Origin of the sequence: Arthrobacter sp. ZGTC131, from assembly GCF_002929275.1 — a bacterium.
Lineage (GTDB): Bacteria > Actinomycetota > Actinomycetes > Actinomycetales > Micrococcaceae > Arthrobacter.
The window spans coordinates 87,631-106,148 of record NZ_PJIK01000007.1 but is presented as its reverse complement, the minus strand read 5'-3'; the positions used below and the strand labels follow the sequence as shown (position 1 = coordinate 106,148).

At 64.4% G+C, this 18,518-nt stretch carries 17 protein-coding genes and 3 pseudogenes; 10 read left to right on the top strand and 10 right to left on the bottom strand.

Annotation, left to right across the window (positions count from 1 at the left end; translation table 11 throughout):
* The first annotated feature begins 13 nt into the window (after positions 1 to 13).
* Positions 14 to 1,690, top strand: a complete 1,677-nt coding sequence (locus tag CXQ90_RS10835) for a CdaR family transcriptional regulator (RefSeq protein ID WP_104139063.1) — start codon at positions 14 to 16, stop codon at positions 1,688 to 1,690.
* A 10-nt stretch (positions 1,691 to 1,700) separates the two neighbouring features.
* Here CXQ90_RS10835 and CXQ90_RS22920 read toward each other — a convergent pair whose 3' ends face one another.
* The 6 genes and pseudogenes from CXQ90_RS22920 to CXQ90_RS10810 form a co-directional block, all read right to left on the bottom strand.
* Positions 1,701 to 2,753, bottom strand: coding sequence for an acyl-CoA dehydrogenase family protein (locus CXQ90_RS22920; RefSeq protein WP_258064497.1), 1,053 nt, complete (start codon positions 2,751 to 2,753; stop codon positions 1,701 to 1,703).
* Between the two features lie 153 nt (positions 2,754 to 2,906).
* Positions 2,907 to 3,575: pseudogene (gene ribA, locus CXQ90_RS22915) on the bottom strand (GTP cyclohydrolase II); the annotation flags it as partial.
* A gap of 131 nt (positions 3,576 to 3,706) precedes the next feature.
* Positions 3,707 to 4,960: an RNA polymerase sigma factor gene (locus tag CXQ90_RS10825; RefSeq protein WP_104139060.1), complete on the bottom strand. Its 1,254-nt coding sequence runs from the start codon at positions 4,958 to 4,960 to the stop codon at positions 3,707 to 3,709.
* 37 nt (positions 4,961 to 4,997) lie between these two features.
* Positions 4,998 to 5,417 carry a YciI family protein gene (locus CXQ90_RS10820; protein WP_104139059.1) on the bottom strand — a complete coding sequence of 140 codons (420 nt, stop codon included), beginning with the start codon at positions 5,415 to 5,417 and terminating at the stop codon, positions 4,998 to 5,000.
* A 267-nt stretch (positions 5,418 to 5,684) separates the two neighbouring features.
* Complete coding sequence (locus CXQ90_RS10815; protein WP_104139057.1) at positions 5,685 to 5,951, bottom strand: DUF1876 domain-containing protein; 267 nt, start codon at positions 5,949 to 5,951, stop codon at positions 5,685 to 5,687.
* A gap of 165 nt (positions 5,952 to 6,116) precedes the next feature.
* The gene (locus CXQ90_RS10810) at positions 6,117 to 6,698 is read right to left on the bottom strand and encodes a TetR/AcrR family transcriptional regulator (protein WP_258064485.1); all 582 of its coding nucleotides are present in this window, start codon (positions 6,696 to 6,698) and stop codon (positions 6,117 to 6,119) included.
* A 319-nt stretch (positions 6,699 to 7,017) separates the two neighbouring features.
* Here CXQ90_RS10810 and arfB point away from each other — a divergent pair, with 319 nt between their 5' ends.
* Both arfB and CXQ90_RS10800 read left to right on the top strand, forming a co-directional pair.
* Positions 7,018 to 7,440 (top strand): alternative ribosome rescue aminoacyl-tRNA hydrolase ArfB, encoded by a 423-nt coding sequence (gene arfB, locus CXQ90_RS10805; RefSeq protein ID WP_104139056.1) that lies wholly within the window; start codon positions 7,018 to 7,020, stop codon positions 7,438 to 7,440.
* Between the two features lie 166 nt (positions 7,441 to 7,606).
* Entirely contained in the window at positions 7,607 to 7,870 is a 264-nt protein-coding gene (locus tag CXQ90_RS10800; RefSeq protein ID WP_104139054.1) for a hypothetical protein, read from the top strand.
* Between the two features lie 22 nt (positions 7,871 to 7,892).
* Here the strand turns inward: CXQ90_RS10800 and CXQ90_RS10795 are convergent, their stop codons facing one another.
* Together CXQ90_RS10795 and CXQ90_RS10790 are read right to left on the bottom strand one after the other, a co-directional pair.
* Complete coding sequence (locus CXQ90_RS10795) at positions 7,893 to 8,888, bottom strand: hypothetical protein (protein WP_219816664.1); 996 nt, start codon at positions 8,886 to 8,888, stop codon at positions 7,893 to 7,895.
* Complete coding sequence (locus CXQ90_RS10790) at positions 8,888 to 9,526, bottom strand: MerR family transcriptional regulator (protein WP_258064484.1); 639 nt, start codon at positions 9,524 to 9,526, stop codon at positions 8,888 to 8,890. The genes CXQ90_RS10795 and CXQ90_RS10790 overlap by 1 nt, the downstream gene beginning before the upstream one ends.
* A 98-nt stretch (positions 9,527 to 9,624) precedes the next feature.
* On the opposite strand from CXQ90_RS10790, the gene CXQ90_RS10785 reads away from it, so the two are divergent.
* Together CXQ90_RS10785 and CXQ90_RS10780 are read left to right on the top strand one after the other, a co-directional pair.
* Positions 9,625 to 10,164: a dihydrofolate reductase family protein gene (locus CXQ90_RS10785; protein WP_104139050.1), complete on the top strand. Its 540-nt coding sequence runs from the start codon at positions 9,625 to 9,627 to the stop codon at positions 10,162 to 10,164.
* Between the two features lie 70 nt (positions 10,165 to 10,234).
* Positions 10,235 to 11,731, top strand: a complete 1,497-nt coding sequence (locus tag CXQ90_RS10780; RefSeq protein WP_258064483.1) for an MFS transporter — start codon at positions 10,235 to 10,237, stop codon at positions 11,729 to 11,731.
* 85 nt (positions 11,732 to 11,816) lie between these two features.
* On the opposite strand, the gene CXQ90_RS10775 is transcribed toward CXQ90_RS10780, so the two are convergent.
* Together CXQ90_RS10775 and CXQ90_RS10765 are read right to left on the bottom strand one after the other, a co-directional pair.
* Positions 11,817 to 12,452, bottom strand: a complete 636-nt coding sequence (locus tag CXQ90_RS10775; RefSeq protein WP_104139048.1) for a dihydrofolate reductase family protein — start codon at positions 12,450 to 12,452, stop codon at positions 11,817 to 11,819.
* Positions 12,453 to 12,773: 321 nt separating this feature from the next.
* Positions 12,774 to 13,808 (bottom strand): NAD(P)-dependent alcohol dehydrogenase, encoded by a 1,035-nt coding sequence (locus CXQ90_RS10765; RefSeq protein ID WP_219816663.1) that lies wholly within the window; start codon positions 13,806 to 13,808, stop codon positions 12,774 to 12,776.
* Between the two features lie 178 nt (positions 13,809 to 13,986).
* Here CXQ90_RS10765 and CXQ90_RS10760 point away from each other — a divergent pair, with 178 nt between their 5' ends.
* The 5 genes and pseudogenes from CXQ90_RS10760 to istB all read left to right on the top strand — a co-directional run bounded on the left by CXQ90_RS10760 (position 13,987) and on the right by istB (position 18,503).
* The gene (locus CXQ90_RS10760) at positions 13,987 to 14,619 is read left to right on the top strand and encodes a TetR/AcrR family transcriptional regulator C-terminal domain-containing protein (RefSeq protein WP_258064482.1); all 633 of its coding nucleotides are present in this window, start codon (positions 13,987 to 13,989) and stop codon (positions 14,617 to 14,619) included.
* Positions 14,620 to 14,806: 187 nt separating this feature from the next.
* Positions 14,807 to 15,247, top strand: a complete 441-nt coding sequence (locus CXQ90_RS10755; protein ID WP_104139043.1) for a CBS domain-containing protein — start codon at positions 14,807 to 14,809, stop codon at positions 15,245 to 15,247.
* 207 nt (positions 15,248 to 15,454) lie between these two features.
* The gene (locus CXQ90_RS10750; RefSeq protein ID WP_104139042.1) at positions 15,455 to 16,549 is read left to right on the top strand and encodes an SDR family oxidoreductase; all 1,095 of its coding nucleotides are present in this window, start codon (positions 15,455 to 15,457) and stop codon (positions 16,547 to 16,549) included.
* Positions 16,550 to 17,188: 639 nt separating this feature from the next.
* A pseudogene (locus CXQ90_RS22910) lies at positions 17,189 to 17,693 on the top strand (IS21 family transposase); the annotation flags it as partial.
* Positions 17,690 to 18,503 (top strand): annotated as a pseudogene (gene istB, locus CXQ90_RS10735) (IS21-like element helper ATPase IstB). The pseudogenes CXQ90_RS22910 and istB, both read left to right, overlap by 4 nt.
* Positions 18,504 to 18,518: the final 15 nt, after the last annotated feature.

The following is an 18,518-nucleotide window of genomic DNA, read 5'->3' as shown; positions in this document are numbered from 1 at the left end:
TAAATTCCAAGGTATGAAAACGGATACGGGCCTGACGGAGGGCGATCTGCACGGAGCCGTGGTCCGCTTGTCGGATTGCATCCAGCTGATGCAGGCCGGCCTGGTGCATGCCAACCCCACACCAGAGAACCTGGGCCATCCCGTCTCGGACGTCCTCATGTACGATCCGCTGGACGAATGGACGAGCGTCGATGACCGCATCATTCTGGCCGTCGGCCTCACCTGCGGCTCGGTAGATTTCGACCAGCTGCTGCACCGGGCCTCCAACAGCGATGCTGCTGCAGTGATCGTCAAAGCCCACGGAACGCCGATGGACCAACTTCGGTCCGCCGCCGTCCGGCACAGCCTGGCCGTTCTGGTTGCACCAGACAACGTGGACTGGACCCGCCTGGTGGCTCTGGCCAGGGCATCCGTCATGGGGGCGGCCGCCGATTCCGTCTCAGGGGTACGGCTCGGGGACCTTTACGCGTTCGCCAATGCCGCGGCGTCGATCACCAACGGTGCGGCAAGCATCGTGGATCCGCTCGGACGGGTGCTCGGCTACTCAACACTGCCCGGACAGCCCGTCGACGAACTGCGCCGTGTCACCACCCTCTCCCTGCAGGAAATCCAGCCGCCGGCCTTCGATACCGACTTCAAAATCGTCTACTCATCTTCCAGGGCGGTGCTGATCCCCGCAGCAGACGAGGAGATGGCCCGGCTGGCCCTTGCCGTGAGAGCCAGCGGGGAACTACTTGGTTCGATCTGGATCATCGACCCTGGCGAGGAGAAGCGGGAGGCGGCGCTGGACGCCCTGGACAGGATGGCACCACTTGCCGGCCTCCACATGCTCCACGCCCGCTCGGCCTCCGACTTCGGAGAGCGCCGGAACGGGGACCTGATCCGCACGCTGATGGACGATCCCGAGCATGCTTCGTTTGCCGCAGCCCAGCTCGGACTTGATGCTGCCAACGGGCTCGCCGTCGCGGCCTTCTCGATCGTCCGCCCCGAAACCGGGAGCCTTGAATCGGTGCGGGAGATCCAACGCCTGCTGCACCTTGTCACAACTGTCTGCAACATTCAGTTCAACACCAGCCACAGTGCCCTCATTGACTCGGTGGTCTACGCCCTCCTGCCCTGCGAGGTAACCGCGCCCAGGGCCGCGCATCGGCGGGTGGTCCAGGAAATCGCCGCCTACGCCAGCACCATCACTTCCTACCCACTGATCGCCGCCGTTGGCGGCATCGCCCCTCGGGTGGAAGACCTGCCGGACTCGCGATCCGAAGCATTGCAAACCCTTGAATACCTGCTCCGGCAGCAAGCGGCAGCACCGCCTTCCAGCAGGGGGCAATCCCCTGCCGCCGGTCTGTTCGAGGACTACCGGGTCCCACTGAGTCTCTTGAAAATCGGGGCGTTCATCGCTGAGAACGGACTCGCCGACGTCGACGACATCACCAAAATTCAGGTCCACGATGCGGAACAGCAGACCGACTATGTGGAGACGCTGCGGGCATACCTGGCGTCGAACGGAAGCATTTCCGCTATGGCTGAACGCCTCCACGTGCACAACAACACCGTCCGCTACCGGGTCTCCCGCCTGGCCAAGGACTTCAACCTCGATCTTGACGACCCGCAGAAGCGGCTCTGGCTCTGGCTGCGTCTTACGACCATGGATCTCGCACCCCAAGCCAAACCAGCCTTGACGAGGTAGTCCTGGAGCATCAGAACGAGGGAATCGTGATTTCGAGGCCCAGCAGGCCTCGGCCCGCCTGCTCCAGAATCGGATCGATGGACAGTGTGGGGTGGTTGAGGAGGACATTCACGTCGCGCTGGATGCGCTGGAGCGGGTGGGCAAGACGGTAAATGCTGCCGCCCGACCCCGCGGCCACGAGTTGCACTGCCTCGGCCGATGCTGCTCCGCTCAGGGCGAGCGACAGCCGGTACGCTGCGCGTTCCTCGTCGGACAGTGGTGGAAGCCGGCGTTCATGCGAGGCAGAAACCATCCGGAGCGCTTCTTCCCAGTGCAAGCGGGCTGTGGCAAGCAGCCCGTAGGCCTGCGAAAAGCGGGCCTGCCCGAGCGGCGAATCCGCCTGGCGGTTTTCACCCGTGTTCTTCACTTTCCGCACCATCATGCGTTCACGAAACAGTTCGACGGCGTACTCGGCGGCTCCCAAGGCGGCGGCAGGCGCCACCATGTTCAGCAGCACTGCCACTGGAGCGTGGATGATGGGGTCCGGGTGGATCCTGCTTCCGGGGTTGTCCGCTGCAGCCAATAGGGACCAGTCCAGTGTCCTGTAGTCCGGGACAAACAACGCGTGGGCCCGGAGATCGTTGCTGCCTGTCCCCCGCAGGCCTGCGGTGTGCCATACGTCCAACAGCTCCAGCTCGGAGACGGGGACGAGGCACTGGAGACGCGTGTCGCCGTCATGCACGGCCAGCAGTGCCCACTCGGAGTGCATCACGCCGGAAGCGAAGCTCCACGTGCCGGAGATGGAGTAGCCTCCCGGGACCATTTCCGCCGTGCCCAGGGGCGCGCCGGTGGCGGCGGCCATGGGCGCCGGTCCGTTCGCGAAAACTTCCTGCTGGACCTGCCTGGGCCAGCGGGCCAGCATCCAGACGTGCTCTGCCAGATGTCCGGCGGTCCAGGCCGTCGAGGTACACCCCTGGGCCAGGCGCCGAATGACGTTGGCGTAGGTTTCCATGCCCATCCCGAATCCGCCCACCGCCTTCGGCGCGAGGATCCGGAAGACGCCCGCCGCCTTCAGCGCCGCCATGGTGTCTTCCGGAAGGCGGCGCAAACGCTCGGTTTCCTCCGCCCGTTCCCGGAGGCCGGGAATGAGTGCATCCACCCGGGCGAGCAACTCCTCGGGACTGGGGACAGCGTCGGGGGTTGCCGCGACCAAGGACGAGCCGGCGCCTGTCGGCGGAAGATCGAGCGTATGTGCGGTGCGGTCACGTTTGGCGGCCAGGTAGCGGAGGTTCGACGGGGACAGGTGGACTCCGGTGGGGATCTGGGCAGTGACGTCGACCCCGAGGGAGATCAGCTGCGCGGACTTGTCCGGGTTGTTGCTGAGGAGACGGACGGTGGTGGCCCCGACGGCGGCCAACATCTGGGCGGCCGCCGTGTAGTCACGCTCGTCTTCTTTGTGTCCAAGGGCGAGGTTGGCTTCGTACGTGTCGTAGCCGGCGTCCTGCAGCTCGTAGGCGTCCAGTTTGGAGTACAGGCCGATGCCGCGTCCTTCCTGACGGAGGTAGAGCAGGAACCCGCCGACGCCGGCGATCTCCTCAACTGCTTCGCGCAGCTGGGGTCCGCAGTCACAGCGCTCGCTGCCGAACACGTCGCCGGTCAGGCATTCACTGTGCAAGCGGACCAGCGGGGCCTCTTCCTGCCGTTCCGGACCCGGCAATAACTGTTCCCAGTCGCCCAGGGCGAGCAGCAGATGCTCCTTGCCGTCGGCCAGCCCGTGGAACGTCAGGACCTCCGCGCCTGTCGCGTAGCCGTCCGGGAAGCGCAACGGTACGGTGACCCGGCTGCGTACCGTAGCCGGGGACAGTGCCACGGCAGCCGCGGCGATGGTCTCGAAAGCAATGGTCATCTGGGGTTCCTGGCATTCGACGTATGGGGACGTGAAATTACTTGAAGCTTGAAGTTAACCCTAGCTCCGATTAGTTAAAGTTTCAAGTAACTTGCGCATCGAATCTACCCCCGGGATTGCTTCCCGGAGCGCTACTGGCTGGCCAGCTCGTCGATCTTGCGTTCCAGCGCTGCGCGTTCCGCCGCATTCGCGCACAGGCCGGCTGCCTGCTGCAGCGCCAATTTCGCCTCTTCGCGACGGCCAAGCCTGCTCAGGAGCTCGCCCCTGACGGCCGGCAGCAGGTGCGAGCCGTTGAGCTCGCCACGGGACGCGATCGCCTCAATCAGTTCCAGCCCGGCCGCCGGGCCCGAGGCCATGGCCACCGCCACCGCGCGGTTCAGTTCAACAATCGGCGACGGCGACAACCGCCCCAGCGCCTCGTAGAGGATGACGATCCGCTGCCAGTCCGTTTTCGCAACCGAGCGGGCCACCGCATGGCATTCTGCGATGGAGGCCTGCAACCCGTAGACTCCCAGCCCGCGGCCCGCAGCAACCGCCGTCGAAAGCGCCGCGCGACCGCGCCGGATCGCTGACTGATCCCACCGCCGTCGGTCCTGATCCTCCAGGAGGACGGGCCGGCCGGACGAATCGAGCCTCGCCGGGAACCGCGCGGCCGTCAGGTCCATCAGGGCCAGCAGGCCAAACACCTCAGGTTGTGGCGCCAGCCGCACCAGCACACGGGCCAGCCGGCGCGCCTCGCTGGCCAGGTCCCTGCGCATCCAGGAGTCACCGCCTGACGCGAAGGAGCCCTCAGTGAAGATCAGGTAGACCACCTGGAGGACAGAGCCCAACCGTTCCGGTATTTCGTGCGGTTCGGGAACGGCGAATGGAACGTGGGCGGCGGCAAGTGTCTTCTTGGCCCGGGTGATGCGCGCCTGGATAGTTGGCACCGGAACCAGGAACGCCTTCGCGATCTCGTCGGTGCCCATGCCGCCCACCACGCGCAGCGTCAGCGCGATCCGCGCTTCTTTGGACAGCACCGGATGGCAGGAAATGAACATCAGGGCCAGCACATCGTCGTCGATCGCCTCGGGGTCGAAGAGGGAATCCGCGCCCGGCTCCTCGTGGGAGAGGTCGCGGGCGAGCAGCGCGTACCGTTCCTCCCGGGCGGCGCGCCGCCGGAAGGCATCGATCGCACGACGGCGGCCGGTGGTCAGCAGCCAACCCACCGGCTCGCCGGGGACGCCATTGACCGACCAGGCCACGAGCGCCTCGGCAAGCGCCTCCTGTGCAAGGTCTTCGGCAAGGGCGAAATCGCCCGTATAGCGGGCAAGGGCGCCGACGATGCGGGCGGACTCCATGCGCCACACCGCTTCGACGGCGGCCCTTGCCTCGTTGCTGCTCACTGTCGGTTGAAGTCGGGCAGGACCAGACCCGGCCGGTTCAGAGCTGCCCGGCCTGCTCGCGCCACGCGCGTTCCTTCTGGATCCATTCGTTGTCCTGCGGGAACTCGTCGATCGAGGGTACCCGGCGGATTTCCGTCTTGGTCCCGGCCGTCATGGGTGCCCGCTTGGCCCACTCGACGGCTTCCTGCTTCGATGCCACATCCAGGATGTAGTAGCCGGCGAACAGCTCCTTGGTTTCGCCGTAGGGCCCGTCGGTGACCACGGGGGTTTCGCCGGTGAAGTCCACCACGACGCCCTCCTTCGGATCGTCCAGGCCCTCGGCTGCCAGCAGGACACCGGCGCGGATCAGTTCATCATTGAACTTACCCATGGTCTCGAGCATTTCGTTGAAGTCGGCCTTCTCAAGGTTGGCGTACGACTCGTCGGTTCCGCGCATGATCAACATGTACTTTGCCATTTCAATCTCCTAGGTTTTTGGAAGGCCGCCCTTCGACCTTCTCACCCACAGGTCGAACAGCGCGAGGGCAAATCGACACGGGTCCCGAAAATTTCACAGCGTTTCTTTGGGCCGCACTCCAGACAGCTGGCTCGTGGCCGGACGCAAAAACAGGCCCGGTTCGTCATGAAGATGTCGCCGCTAAACGCTCCGACGATAAAGCTCGCGAGATTGCGCGGCCACGCTCGACGTCGGCCTCGGCGCCTCCGCCTGGACCGCATGCCGGGGCTACGCCCGCAGATGCGGCGTTTCTTTGGTAACTTGCTCGATATCGGCCGCAGTGACCTCGATCAGCTGGTGCGCCAGGTCCGCCAGGGCGCGTGCGGTCGCCAGCTCGTCCCCGATTTCGGGGACATCGGAATCCGCGGGATTCAGCCTGGCCCACCCGACGCTTTCCAGTTCAGCCCGATTCTCGGGCCGCAGCCGCGCCGTGGCCCGCGTTTGGTTTTCAAATTCGTCGATAACGATCTTCACCGACCAGCTCTTCTCTTGCATGGCGGTCGCCTCCTCGATCCAAATTCCACGATGCCAAGCTCCGAGCAAGCCGTCAAGGGTCCGAAACTTCCCTGCGGGCCGTGTGCCAAGTGTCTTGTATAGCTCAGCTCAACGAGGCGATTCTCGTGGGGATCGCATCCCTCATGCAGGCCGAAATCTCCCGGCCTATGAAAGGGCCTCTTGGATGATCTGGCGGGCGGCAGCCTGTGCCAGGCGAGGGTTGTCGGCATCCAAGGTGGGCATGCCGAGCGCCAACGCCCCTTCGAGGAGAAGTGCCAGCGTTCGGGCGAGCCCATCCGGATCGGCGGCGCCGGCCTGCCGGGACAGGCGACTTATCCACTCCAGAACGCCGGCTCTGTGCTCGGCCACCCTGAGCTGCACGACGCTGCCGGCGCTGGCCTCGGCCGACGCCTTCAGGAACGCGGCGCCCCGGTACTCCTCGGGATGCCCGTCCCAGAGAAGCGCATCAAACATGTCTGAGAGTCGCTCTGCCGACGGCGTGGGATCCGGTCCCGCAGCCTGCCTCAATGCCAATGCCCAGAGCCTGTCCATCTCATCGAGGTAGGCCAGGACGAGATGCTCCTTCGTGGGAAAGTACCTGTAGAAGGTCGATTTGGCGACGTCGGCCTCTTCAATGATCCTGTTGATCCCCACGCCGTTCAGGCCGTCGAAGTAGAACAGGTCCGACGCTGTCTGAAGGATGCGGTCCCGTATGCCGCTGTTCCGGGCGTCACTCACGTTGCTCACTTTCACCCCTGCCGGGTGGTGCTCAGATCCGCCCGCTGCGTCCGTTGCGTTCGATGGAATGCGGTGTATTGCGTTCGCGGTCACCACGTGAAGCTAAGCCTGCTTACATTGTTACACCTCCACCGTACGCTCATCGCCGCCCAGTTATCGCCTTCTCCCTGGGAGCACAGCCCTTGGGCCGCCGCACGTTACGGCGAACGACGGCGAAGCCGAGACAGACCGGTCTGTCTAGGGGGAGCTCGCCTTGAGGACCATGACTGACGGCGGCGCGCCGCATATACGTCTCCGACCTCGCCCCGAATCGTGCAACGCTGGTTGCATGGATCTGGAAGTGTCGCCTGCGCTGACGATCCCCGCGTCGGAACTCGGCTGGAGGTTCTCGCGTTCGTCCGGGCCGGGCGGTCAACATGTCAACACCTCGGACAGCCGCGTCGAGCTCTCATGGAACGTCGTTGATTCGGCAGCGCTTTCGGATGGCCAACGGCTGATGCTGGTCACGCGCCTGGGTCGACGCATCACCGCCGGGGTGATCACCGTGACCGCCTCCGAGCGGCGCTCGCAACTGCGTAATCGCGAGATCGCCCTGGCCAAGTTGGCCGACCTCGTGGCAGATGGCCTTGCTCCCGAACCCGCTAGCCGCCGGGCGACAAAACCCACCCGCGGTTCGAACCGTCGGCGCCTCGCCGCAAAGGAGCAGCGGGCGGCGACGAAGCGACAACGAAGGCGCCCGTCGGCCGAGTAGTACCGTCCCGTCGATAAGCAGTCCCGGCTGTGGGTGCGCGCAGAGTCATTCCCATCCGTAGCCGGATCCGCTCCGAACAACATTCGTCCCGAGCTCGGCCAACCTAACGAGGCTGGGTGCCGCGGACGCGAGACCGGCACCGACAAACACTTTGAAAAGGGCAAAAATGACTTCCACCGCACACTTTAACCGGTTTCTCTCCGAGGCCATCGCCGCCGACCGGGAAGCAGGAGCCGGCCTTGGACCGGATACGCTGTATGGCCTCTACACCAGTTGGTGCCGGATCACTCACGCCCGGACGGCCTCGCCGAGTGCGTTGTTCAAAGCGCTTCAGGACGGCCACGGCATCAGTTCTTCGAGCAACGCTCTTGCCATGACCGGTCCGGCGGCGACTGATTACATTGTGGCGAGCGCGCCCAACCTCGTCTGAGAGTGCTGAGTTCAGCTTTGCTTTAGGGCTCGGAAGGGGAAATAGGCCTCAACGCGGCGCGATGCAGCGCGAGGACGGCGCGGCGCCCCCTGGTGAGGACAGCGACGACGGCGATGCCCGCCGCCGCCAGGAGCGTCACGCCCCAGATCGTGAAAGCCGCATCGGGGCGCACGACCGACTGCCCGGCCAGAGCCTGCACCGTGAGCAGCATCAGGGCACCCAGGTAGGACATGATCACGATCCAGACCAAGCCGAGGCGCGTGGCGGCGGCCCGCAACAGCGGAATCCGGCGGGCGCCAATTTCGAGTAGCAGGGCTGAGAGCGGGATGAGCTGGAGGGCGTGCATGCCCACGAAGTGGGGCACGCGCAGGTCTCCCGCCTCCGTACTCCAGCCCAACAGCGGAAGGCCGGGGCCGCCGTCGGGAAGGCCAACCGTGTGCGCCCCTGCAATGCCCCGGAAGTTGTTGAGCTGGTCCGCCGTTGGGCCGGTCATGAGGAAGGCCAGGGCCATCCCGATGAGAGCAATGACCAGCCCGGCACGGATCGCCAAGGAACGCGCGGGGTCACCGAGCCGAGCCCGGAAGAGCAGCAGCGCCACGAGCAGTGCCACGAGCCACACGATGACGATCGACGCGGCCATGACGGACCATAGGCTGGCCGCAAGGGGCGTGGAGACGTTGAAATGGCTCGTATTGCCCGCCGCCGCGGCTCCCCCGATGATGACCATTTCCACCGCGAGGAAAACAGCGCTCGCCGTTCCGGCCCACCAGGCCAGCCGCCGCCAGCGCGGCAGCTGGCCAAGCAGCCAGGACAGCGTCACGGCGTAGATCAGGATCGAGGTGGAAAATTTGAAGGGCTTGGCCCAGAGCGGTGACCCGTCCAGCAACCGGGGGTCGAAGATCAGTCCCGCCAGAGTCGCGAGGGCCGAGGCTGCCATAGCGAGGCTGAGCCAGAGCAGCGGTTGGTGCCAGCGGGTCTGGAGGGCAGGAAACGAGGTGATTGTGGTCGTGGACATCATCACTCCAGGGTGGGTATGCGGCCGGGTTCGGGCGAAACGGGATAACGAAGGGAAGAGACGTGCTCCTGCGCAGCACGGCGAAGCCCGGAAAAAAGGGCGTCCCCCAACACTGTGCCGATGACCACGGTTTCGGCCATGTCCTCACGGCTGCCGCGGGCCTCAACCTGGTCCAAGTCGGCCTCGGCGACCAGCAGGGCGGCGGCGGCGTAGCGGGAGAACCAGTCCCGTTCATCCCTCTGGCCCACGGAATCGAAGGTCTGCAGCACGTAGGCAGCGGCGAGCCGGCCCGGGTTGTCCCCGGAGACGCGCCAGCCGGCAAGCAGCCGATCAATGCGGGCCAGGGCCTGGGGGTCGATGTCGGCCGGATCCATCGTGGCGGAGACCGCTCGTTGCGCCACGCCGAAGGATTGAGTCAGCGGCAGCTCCGAATCGACCGCGTCGAGGACGCCCCGGGCCGTCGCGACGCTGAGTCCGCCCACCTCCAGGAGGCCACGGATGAGGCGCAGCCGGCGCAGATGCTCCTCGCCGTAGCGAGCCTGGTTCGGCCCCGTCCGTTCACCCGCGGGAAGCAGCCGCTCGCGCAGGTAGAACTTGATGGTTGCGACCGGGACGCCGCTGGCACTGCTCAATTCAGCCATTCTCATATGGATAGTATAACTATCGGATAGTTCTACTGTCCATATTGCGCTCGCGACGGCCTTGACGGTGGGGGCAGGGGTGAATAGCGTCTGCGTTCATGAGCACCGTTTTCGGCGGGATGGCGGTCAGCCTGGACGGATACATCCGTTCGGAAAACGGAGACTTGTCGTGGCTGAACGATGCCATGGCGAAAAATGAGGACTACGGTTTCGAGGCCACCGAGCTCAGAACCGGCGCCTACGTCATAGGGGCCAACACCTACCGGGAAGTGTCGGGGATGGGCGGCGTGGGCTCTGCGGTTCCGACCTACGTTGTCACCCATGACGAGTCCATGACCACGGCAGGGCATGAGCAGCTCTTCTCAGGCGACCTGGGGAACCTCGTTGCCCGGGTCAAGTCCTCCATCCCCGACGATAAGGATATTTGCGTCTTTGGAGGGGGCCAGCTCGTCACTGAATTCATCGAAATGGATTTGCTGGATGAGCTGGGCGTCGCAGTCGTCCCGGTTATTCTGGGCGGCGGAGTGCCCTTCTTTGGCAGGATCAGCGGATGGAAGAAGCTAAGGCTACTGGAGTGCAAGCCCTTCCCGTCTGGCATCGTGCTCCTGAGCTACGGGCTGATGCGGCCTTCTGGTTGATTTCCTTACGCCGACTTCCCACCGGGCGCAGCCGTGTTCCGCCCCGGCCGTTGTCAGTACACTGGGACGCATGAGCGAGCAGGAACCGGCCCCGCCCAGGGCCGCTACGGCTCCCGACGGCGGCCCGGGCTTCCCCGCGGATGCGGCGGTCACCTCCGCGCCGGTCGAGGAGGGCGGAGCCCCGCACCTGGAGGATCCCGATGCCATCGACACGTCCCTGCGCAGTCCGGCACAGCGGGCCCGCACCTTCACCGGGATCCTGGTGAATACGGCGCTTGCCAACGTCACCACCAGCTACCTCTGGTTCGCCCTGACGTTCTGGGTGTACCTGGAGACGCGCAACGTGATCGCCACCGGGGTGGTCGGTGGCGCGTACATGCTGTTGATCGCCCTTTCCAGCATCAGCTTCGGCACCTTCGTGGACCGCTACCGCAAGCTGGCCGTCATGCGCTTCGCTGCCGGCTTCACCCTGGTGATGTTCGTGCTGTCCGGGGTCATGTTCCTGCTGACACCCACGGCGTGGCTGCTGGACCTGACACAGCCGTGGTTCTGGCTGTTTATGCTGATCATCCTGGTCGGCGCGGTGGTGGAAAACATGCGCAACATCGCGTTGTCCACCACGGTCACCATCCTCATCGAGCCCGACCGGAGGGCCAACGCCAACGGGCTCGTGGGCATGGTGCAGGGACTGATGTTCATCGTCACCTCGTTGCTCTCCGGGCTGTCGGTCGGGCTGCTGGGCATGGGCTGGACGATCGTAGTCGCCCTGGTGCTCACGGCACTGGCCTTCGGGCACCTGCTCATGCTGCGCATGCCCGAGGAGGTGCGCGCAGCGGCCACGGACGCGCACGGCGGATTCGATCTGCGCGGTTCACTCGCTGCCGTGCTGGCAATAGCCGGCTTGTTCGCGCTGATCCTGTTCTCCACGTTCAACAACTTCATCGGCGGCGTCTACATGGCGCTGATGGATCCGTACGGACTGGAGATGTTCTCTGTGGAGATGTGGGGGGCCGTCTTCGCTCTCGGCTCCACCGGGTTCATCGTGGGCGGCGCACTGATCGGCAAATTCGGGCTCGGCGCCAACCCGCTGCGCACCATGCTCATCGCCGTGGCTGTGATGGGGCTCCTTGGTGCGGTGTTCACGCTGCGGGAGTGGGCCTGGCTGTACGTCGCGGGTATCTGGCTGTACCTGGTCCTGATACCGTTCGTGGAGGCCGCCGAGCAGACTGTCATCCAGCAGGTGGTGCCCCTGCCCCGCCAGGGCCGGGTGTTCGGATTCGCCATGGCATTCGAGTCCGCCGCGGCGCCGGTCACCGCCTTCCTCATCGCGCCGATCGCCCAGTTCTGGATCATCCCGTACGCGCGGTCCGCAGAGGGCGCCGCCCAGTTGGCCCCGCTGCTGGGCGAAGGCACCTCCCGCGGCATCGCCCTGGTGTTCCTGATCGCCGGGATCATTATGATCGTTGCCGCGCTGCTGGCCTTCCTGACCCCCGTCTACCGCAGGGTCTCGGCGTCGTATGTGCGGGCGGCTCCAGAGGCGCCGAACACCGTCTCCTCCTCTGGATGAGTAGGAAGGTGCCGGGAAAAGGGTTCTTACCGCCGTCGGGCACCAACCCAGAGGCCACATGCCGAGGGATTCCGCACGGAATGTCTCACATCGGACCTGTGCCCGGCGGGCCGCTGAGCACGGTGGGGGCGTATTCGAGCAGCTGGAGCCGGCCGTCGAAGGTCCTGCTGTCCACCATCTCGAGCGAGACATCCGGATAGCCGTCGTAGATCCGCTCCCGCCCCGTGCGGCCCGTGATCACCGGGAAGACGACCACGCGGAACCTGTCTACAAGCCCAGCGGTCAGCAGCGACCGGCAGAGACTGAGGCTGCCCAGGGTGCTCAAGGGCCGGGTCCCGCTCCGTTTCATCTCCGCCACGGCCTCGACAGCATCCCCCGTGACCAGTTCCGAGTTCGGCCACGTCAGGGGCGCCTGCAGTGTGGAGGAGAAGACAATCTTCGGCACGGCGGCAAGGCCGGTCAGGCTCGCCCCCTCGTTCTCGGAGAATCCCGAGTCCCCGGCGGCGGCCTCCTCCGACATGCCGGACATCAACCGATACGTCTTCGCCCCGAGAAGGAAGGTGTAGTCCTTCTCCCCCTCCTGCTCGAGCCACGCCAGGTACTCCGGACCTTCCAGACCCCACCAGCCCGGCCAACCCTCGGCCGACGCGTACCCGTCCAGCGATATGATCAGGTCGACCATCAGCTCCGCTGATGACGCCTCTGCAGTTGTCTCGCCCATGGCTGGCTCCTCGAGGTGATCGACGTCGGTATCCGCTGGTCGGTAGAGCTGCTCCCTCGGCACCGTGCCGGCAATGCTATCCCCGGTGCGATCAGGCGTTCAAGAGGCCGCGTTGACTCGGAGAAGATCATGCTCTGGGCCCCTGCTGTGCAGGTTGAACATCCGTCACGACTGGAACGAAGAGCATACCGAAGACGGCGGCCGATACAGGCGCTGCGGCATGGATGACGACCGCGGTGATGGCGGGACCGGCGCCGGCGGCGCTTGGGAGGGCCCGGCCGGGATGGGCTAAGCCCAATGCGGATGCCCGCACCTCGATGTCTAGATAGTGATCGCGATTTTGCCGCGAGTCTTGCCGGCGTCGAAGTAGCGCATGGCCTCGGGAACCTGCTCCAACGGATAGCTCCGGTCAATGGCCGGAACCAGGGTTCCCGCTTCCAGGAGTCCGGCAAGGTGTTCGAGGTCCGCTGCGCCCTCTGTGCCAAAGACCATGGTCAGCCGCTGAGGGATGAACCGGGACAGAGCCAGGGCTCGGAGTTGCCGGTCCATGCTGCCCGTCCAGGACCCGCCTTCCTCGCCACCCGTGATCACAGCCGTGCCGGTACGGGTGAGCGCCCGGCGGAGGCGTGACAGGGTGGGGTTCCCGGCGATGTCCAGGATCAAGTCGTAGTGCTCGCTGCCGTCGGCGAAGTCCTGCTTGGTGTAGTCGATGACGTGGTCGGCGCCCAGGGAACGCACCAGGTCCATCTTGGCGGTACTGCAGACGCCTGTGACCACGGCCCCGGCCGCTTTGGCGAGCTGCACGGCGTAGCTGCCGACTCCGCCCGAGGCCCCAAGGACCAGCACCTTCTGTCCGGGCACGATCGGGCCCGTGGCGCGGAGCGCCTGAAGGGCGGTGCAGCCGGACACCGGGACCACCGAGGCCTGTTCGAAACTGACGTTTGCCGGCTTGCCGGCGAGCTGGCTTTCGCGGGCCGCCGCGTATTCAGCGAAGGACCCCTTCCCGACGCCGAAGACCTGGTCGCCTACCGAGAACCTGGTCACTGCCGCTCCGACCTCTGCGACGGTGCCGGCCAGGTCCAGCCCCGGGACAGGGTTCTTAGGGGCGCGGATGCCGTAGGCCAGTCGCAAGGCGTAGGGCAGGCCCGTGGTTATGTGCCAGGTCCCCCGGTCCAGTCCTGCGGCGCGGACCCGGACAAGCACTTCGTTCTCGGCGATCTTCGGCTTCGGAATCTGCGTCATGTGCAGGACATCGGCGGAGCCGTAGGCCTCCTGCACGATGGCCCGCATCGTGACTTCCGCTGGGGCCGCGCCGCCCGAACGAGGCGTCTTCTGAGCTTGCTGATCAGAGGTCATGGCCGTTCCTTTCAACCATTCGGAGTGAACTTCGCGTTATTTCGTACACTGTACTAAAGAGCGTATCGTACGATGTACTAATACGCTACGGCCCTAGGAGTTCTCAGTGCCGACCACTACGCCGCCAGTTCCCCGGAAGCGACTGCCGCTGAGTCGGGAGAAGGTGCTCGAGTGCGCCTTGGACCTTGCCGATGAGTCGGGGATCGCCGCTCTGACCATCCGCTCGCTCGCGCAGAGCATGGGAACCAAACCCATGTCGCTCTACTACTACGTAGCGAACAAGGACGAGATTTTGGATGGCATCGTTGACCTTGTGTTCAGCGAAATCGAGCTGCCCTCTCCCGCTGGCTCCTGGCGGCAGGAAATGCACCGGAGGGCGCACGCGATGCGCGCAGCGCTCAAACGCCATCCGTGGGCCGTTGGCCTGTTGGAATCGCGCACCTCTGGCCCAGCGACCCTTCGTCACCATGACGCGACGCTGGGCACGCTTAGAAGAGCCGGTTTTTCGGTTCCGATGACCGCCCACGCCTACGCCCTGCTCGACAGCTACATCTACGGATTCGCCCTCCAGGAGGCTGCCCTGCCCTTTGACGGGCGGGACACCGCCGCCGAGATCACCGCCCCCATCATGGAGCGATTTTCCACCGGCGAATACCCCCACATGGTGGAGATCGCCGTCGAGCACGTCCTCAAACCCGGTTATGACTTCGGGGATGAATTCGACTTCGGGCTAAACCTGATTCTTGACGGTCTCAGCCGTTTGATTCCGACCCCTGGTTCAGAACTGGACAAGGTAAAGGACAGTCGATGACGGGCCAAATGCAGATTTTTCAGTCACTGCGTGCCCTATTGATTGGTCTTGCCCCGGTAGTTGACGCAAGCTTCCAAACAGTGAGAAACCGCCGTCGACATCGCCCCCCGCCCCGGCGTACGCTGGCAACATCGGCGCATGTGCCCGGTGACTCTGCGTCGATACCTCAATCGATGAAGGAGGACCAATGAGTGCCGTACGTGAATTCATGACTACGGATGCACAGTGTATTAAAGAGAACCAGACCCTCGTAGATGCCGCACGGATGATGCAGGATCTGGATTGCGGATCATTGCCGATCTGTGGTGACGACGGCAAGTTGAAGGGCATGATCACTGACCGGGACATCGTGCTCAAGTGCGTTGCCCTCGGCCGTGATCCACGCGAGATGATGGCCCGAGACCTCGCAACCGGTGCGCCCCGCTGGATTGACGCCGATGCGAACGTCGACGCCGCCATCGAAATGATGGAGAAGTACCAGGTCCGGCGGCTCCCGGTCATTGCTGACCACAAGTTGGTCGGCATTATCAGCCAGGGTGACATCGCGCGCAATTACTCGGAGGAGCGTGTGGGTGAACTGGTGGAGCACATTTCGGAACGCAAACGAATGCAGTCGAGCAGTTCATAAAGGTCAAGCATTCCATCAGCAAACAGCGCCACGGAGTCCACTCTGTGGCGCTGTCTAGTTCCCTCTTATGGCTTTGTCCAGGCTTTGAATCTGAGCGAGCGAATCCATGAGTAGAGCATCGCCGTGTAAGGTGCGCTGATGACCTCCAGCGCGAATGTCTACACCGCCGGTCTTCGGCAAATGGCACACAAAGAAAGTCAGGTAGTAATGACATCCCCCGCCGGCGACTCAGGCGTCAATCAAGACAGGGTTGCGCTGGTTGTCGGCGCAAGCGGCATCGCCGGTTCGGCCATCGTCGAACAACTGAATCAAAACGGTGGCTGGACAGTTCTTGCGCTGTCCCGGAATCCTGTTGCGGGTTCGCCCGCCCGGCACATATCCGCGGATCTGTTGTCTCCGGACGGCCTCGCCGCGTCCCTGCGCGATGAGATGCCCACACACGTTTTCTTCACCGCGTGGGCGAGGCAGGAGACCGAGCAACAGAACATCAACGTCAATGCAGCAATGCTCCGAAACCTGCTCGGAGCCTTGGACCACGCCCCCGTCGAACACGTGGCACTGATGACCGGGCTGAAGCACTACCTGGGCCCGTTCGAGTCATACGGAGCCGGCCCAATTCCCGACACTCCCTTCCACGAGGAAGAGCCCCGGCTACCGGCACCGAACTTTTACTACGCGCAGGAGGACGAGCTTTGGGCAGCCGCAGAACGGCAGGGGTTCCGCTGGTCCGTGCACCGTTCCCACACGGTCATCGGCCATGCCGTGGGTAACGCGATGAACATGGGTTTGACGCTGGCCGCACAGGCAACCTTGTGCAAGGAACTCGGCAAACCCTTCGTCTTTCCCGGTTCCGAGACCCAATGGAACAGCCTCACCGACATGACTGACGGGGAACTCCTTGCGGAGCACATGATCTGGGCCGCCACCACCGAAACAGCGTGCAATCAGGCGTATAACGTGGTCAACGGTGACGTCTTCAGGTGGCGCTGGATGTGGCCAAAGCTTGCCGCCTATTTTGGCTTGAAAGCCGAAGGCTTCGAGGGCTCCTCGCGGCCGCTCGAGGAACAGATGCACGGCATGGACGAGTTGTGGTCCAAAATTGCCGCCACTCACGGTCTCGTCGAGGCCGACCTGGCTCGGGTTGCGTCATGGTGGCACACGGACGCCGATCTGGGACGCAATATTGAGGTTCTCGCGGACATGAGCAAAAGCCGTCTGGCCGGCTTCATAGGCTACCGGCGCACGGAAGACTCCTTCCGGCAGCTGTTCGACCGGTACCGCGCGGAGAAAATAATCCCCTGATCGCTTCGCCGAACCCCGTGCACCCGGCTCTGCACACCCGAGCCCCACACCATTCAGTGCCCACGCGACCCAGCCGTCTGTACCCGTCCCGTTGTGTCGCGGACGCATCCTGGACAGCGGCGCCCCGCTGGGAAGTCCCGAAAACATAAGCATTCAGCTCAGGACGCTTCGGTCCGGTGAGCGGGGATGCGTCTTTCTGCCTGGCACCCCGGTTGTTCGGGTCTTTGCGGTCACTTCGATGATTATTGGCGAGGTCCCGGGCAGCAACGCGCGCGCTCTTCGGGCAGGAGAAACATCTACCAGTGATCGTGACAATGCCGTGACTGCTTATGGCAGTTTGAGTGGGGACCGGGTTTGCAGTTTTGGTTGGGGCCCACTTATCGGCTCGCCGGTTGATGAATCGCAGTTTCAGTTGAGCCCACTCCACGGTTGATTCCATCAGGAGGTTTCCCAACAGTGGAAGGCAGTAATGGAGTCGAGAGTGGAGCTTTTCGCGAGGATACGCCGGGACGCCAGGATCAGGGGTTTATCGATCCGGTCTCTTGCCCGGGAGCACCGCGTCTCGCGCAGAACGGTCAGACAGGCGTTGGCGTCTGCGGAACCGCCGCCGCGCAGGGTGCCCGCCCGCGGGGCACCGAAAAAATCAAGCCAGGTGCGCTGGGCTCCACGGCACTGGCGCAGGCGCGGGAATCAGGGGTTTTCACACCGCCCCATGACGCCTTCTGGGCCGCTGCCCGCAAAACAGACGGCGATACCGCGGCGACCCGTGAACTGATCGACGTGTTGCTTCCACCGGGTCATGGAGGCTGGCGACGTCATCGCCGGGATTACCGCAGCCCTGCACGTCGGAGCGGTCAGCGCGGATGTCGTCGCGGTCGAAGCACGGCGTGTGGCCGCGGAACGGAACACCCCGGGGTGGGTCCGGCCAGATTGCGATCCCGGTGTGAAAAAAGAAATCGTTGAGCACCGAGTTGTCAGTCTGACCTAGCGCCGCCTCGCGGACCCGGCGGCCGTGATCGCCGGCTTGCCGCCGGACAAACGCCCGCAGCCGACGGTGGCCGGCTATGACCAGCTGCTGAAGCGACGCGCCATCCACGCCACGGATCTCGAGCCAGCGTTGCCGAGCAAGGAGCAGATCTCATGAGCCCTACCCCGCCCATTGTTGTTTCGCAGACCCTGCGCCGCCGCCGAGGGCTGACCGAACAAGCCGCCGTCGCCGCTGTGGACCAGGCCTGCCGGCGGCTACGTCTGCCCACCATCCGTGCCGTCCTCGATGAAGCCCTGGCGGTCGCAGGTAAAGAACAGCTCTCGTACCAGGGCTTCCTAGCCGAATTACTGCTGGCAGAGTGCGACGACCGGGACCGGCGCTCCTCTATCCGCAGGGTCAAATCAGCTGGCTTCCCCGAGATAAGTGGCTCGGGACTTCGACTTTGAAGCGAACCCAAACATCAACTCCGCAACCATCCACACCGTCGCTACCGGAGACTGGATCCGGAGAGGGTCACCGCTGTGTCTGATCGGGGATTCCGGGACTGGGAAATCCCACCTGCTCATTGGGCTCGGGACTGCTGCGGCTGAGAAGGGCTTTCGGGTCAAATACACTCTTGCAACGCGGCTGGTGAACGAACTCGTCGAGGCGGAGAACGACAAGGCACTGGCGAAGACCATCGCCCGCTACGGACGCGTCGACCTGCTCTGCATCGACGAACTCGGCTACATGGAGCTGGACAAACGCGGCGCCGAACTTCTCTTCCAGGTGCTCACCGAACGCGAAGAAAAAGCATCCGTGGCCATCGCCACCAACGAATCCTTCTCCGGCTGGACCAAAACTTTCACCGACCCACGTCTGTGCGCCGCGATTGTGGACCGGCTGACCTTCAAAGGAACCATCATCGAAACCGGTACCGACTCCTACCGGCTCGCCCACACGGTGGCCCAGCAAGCGGCTAGCTAAATCCCTAAGAACGCG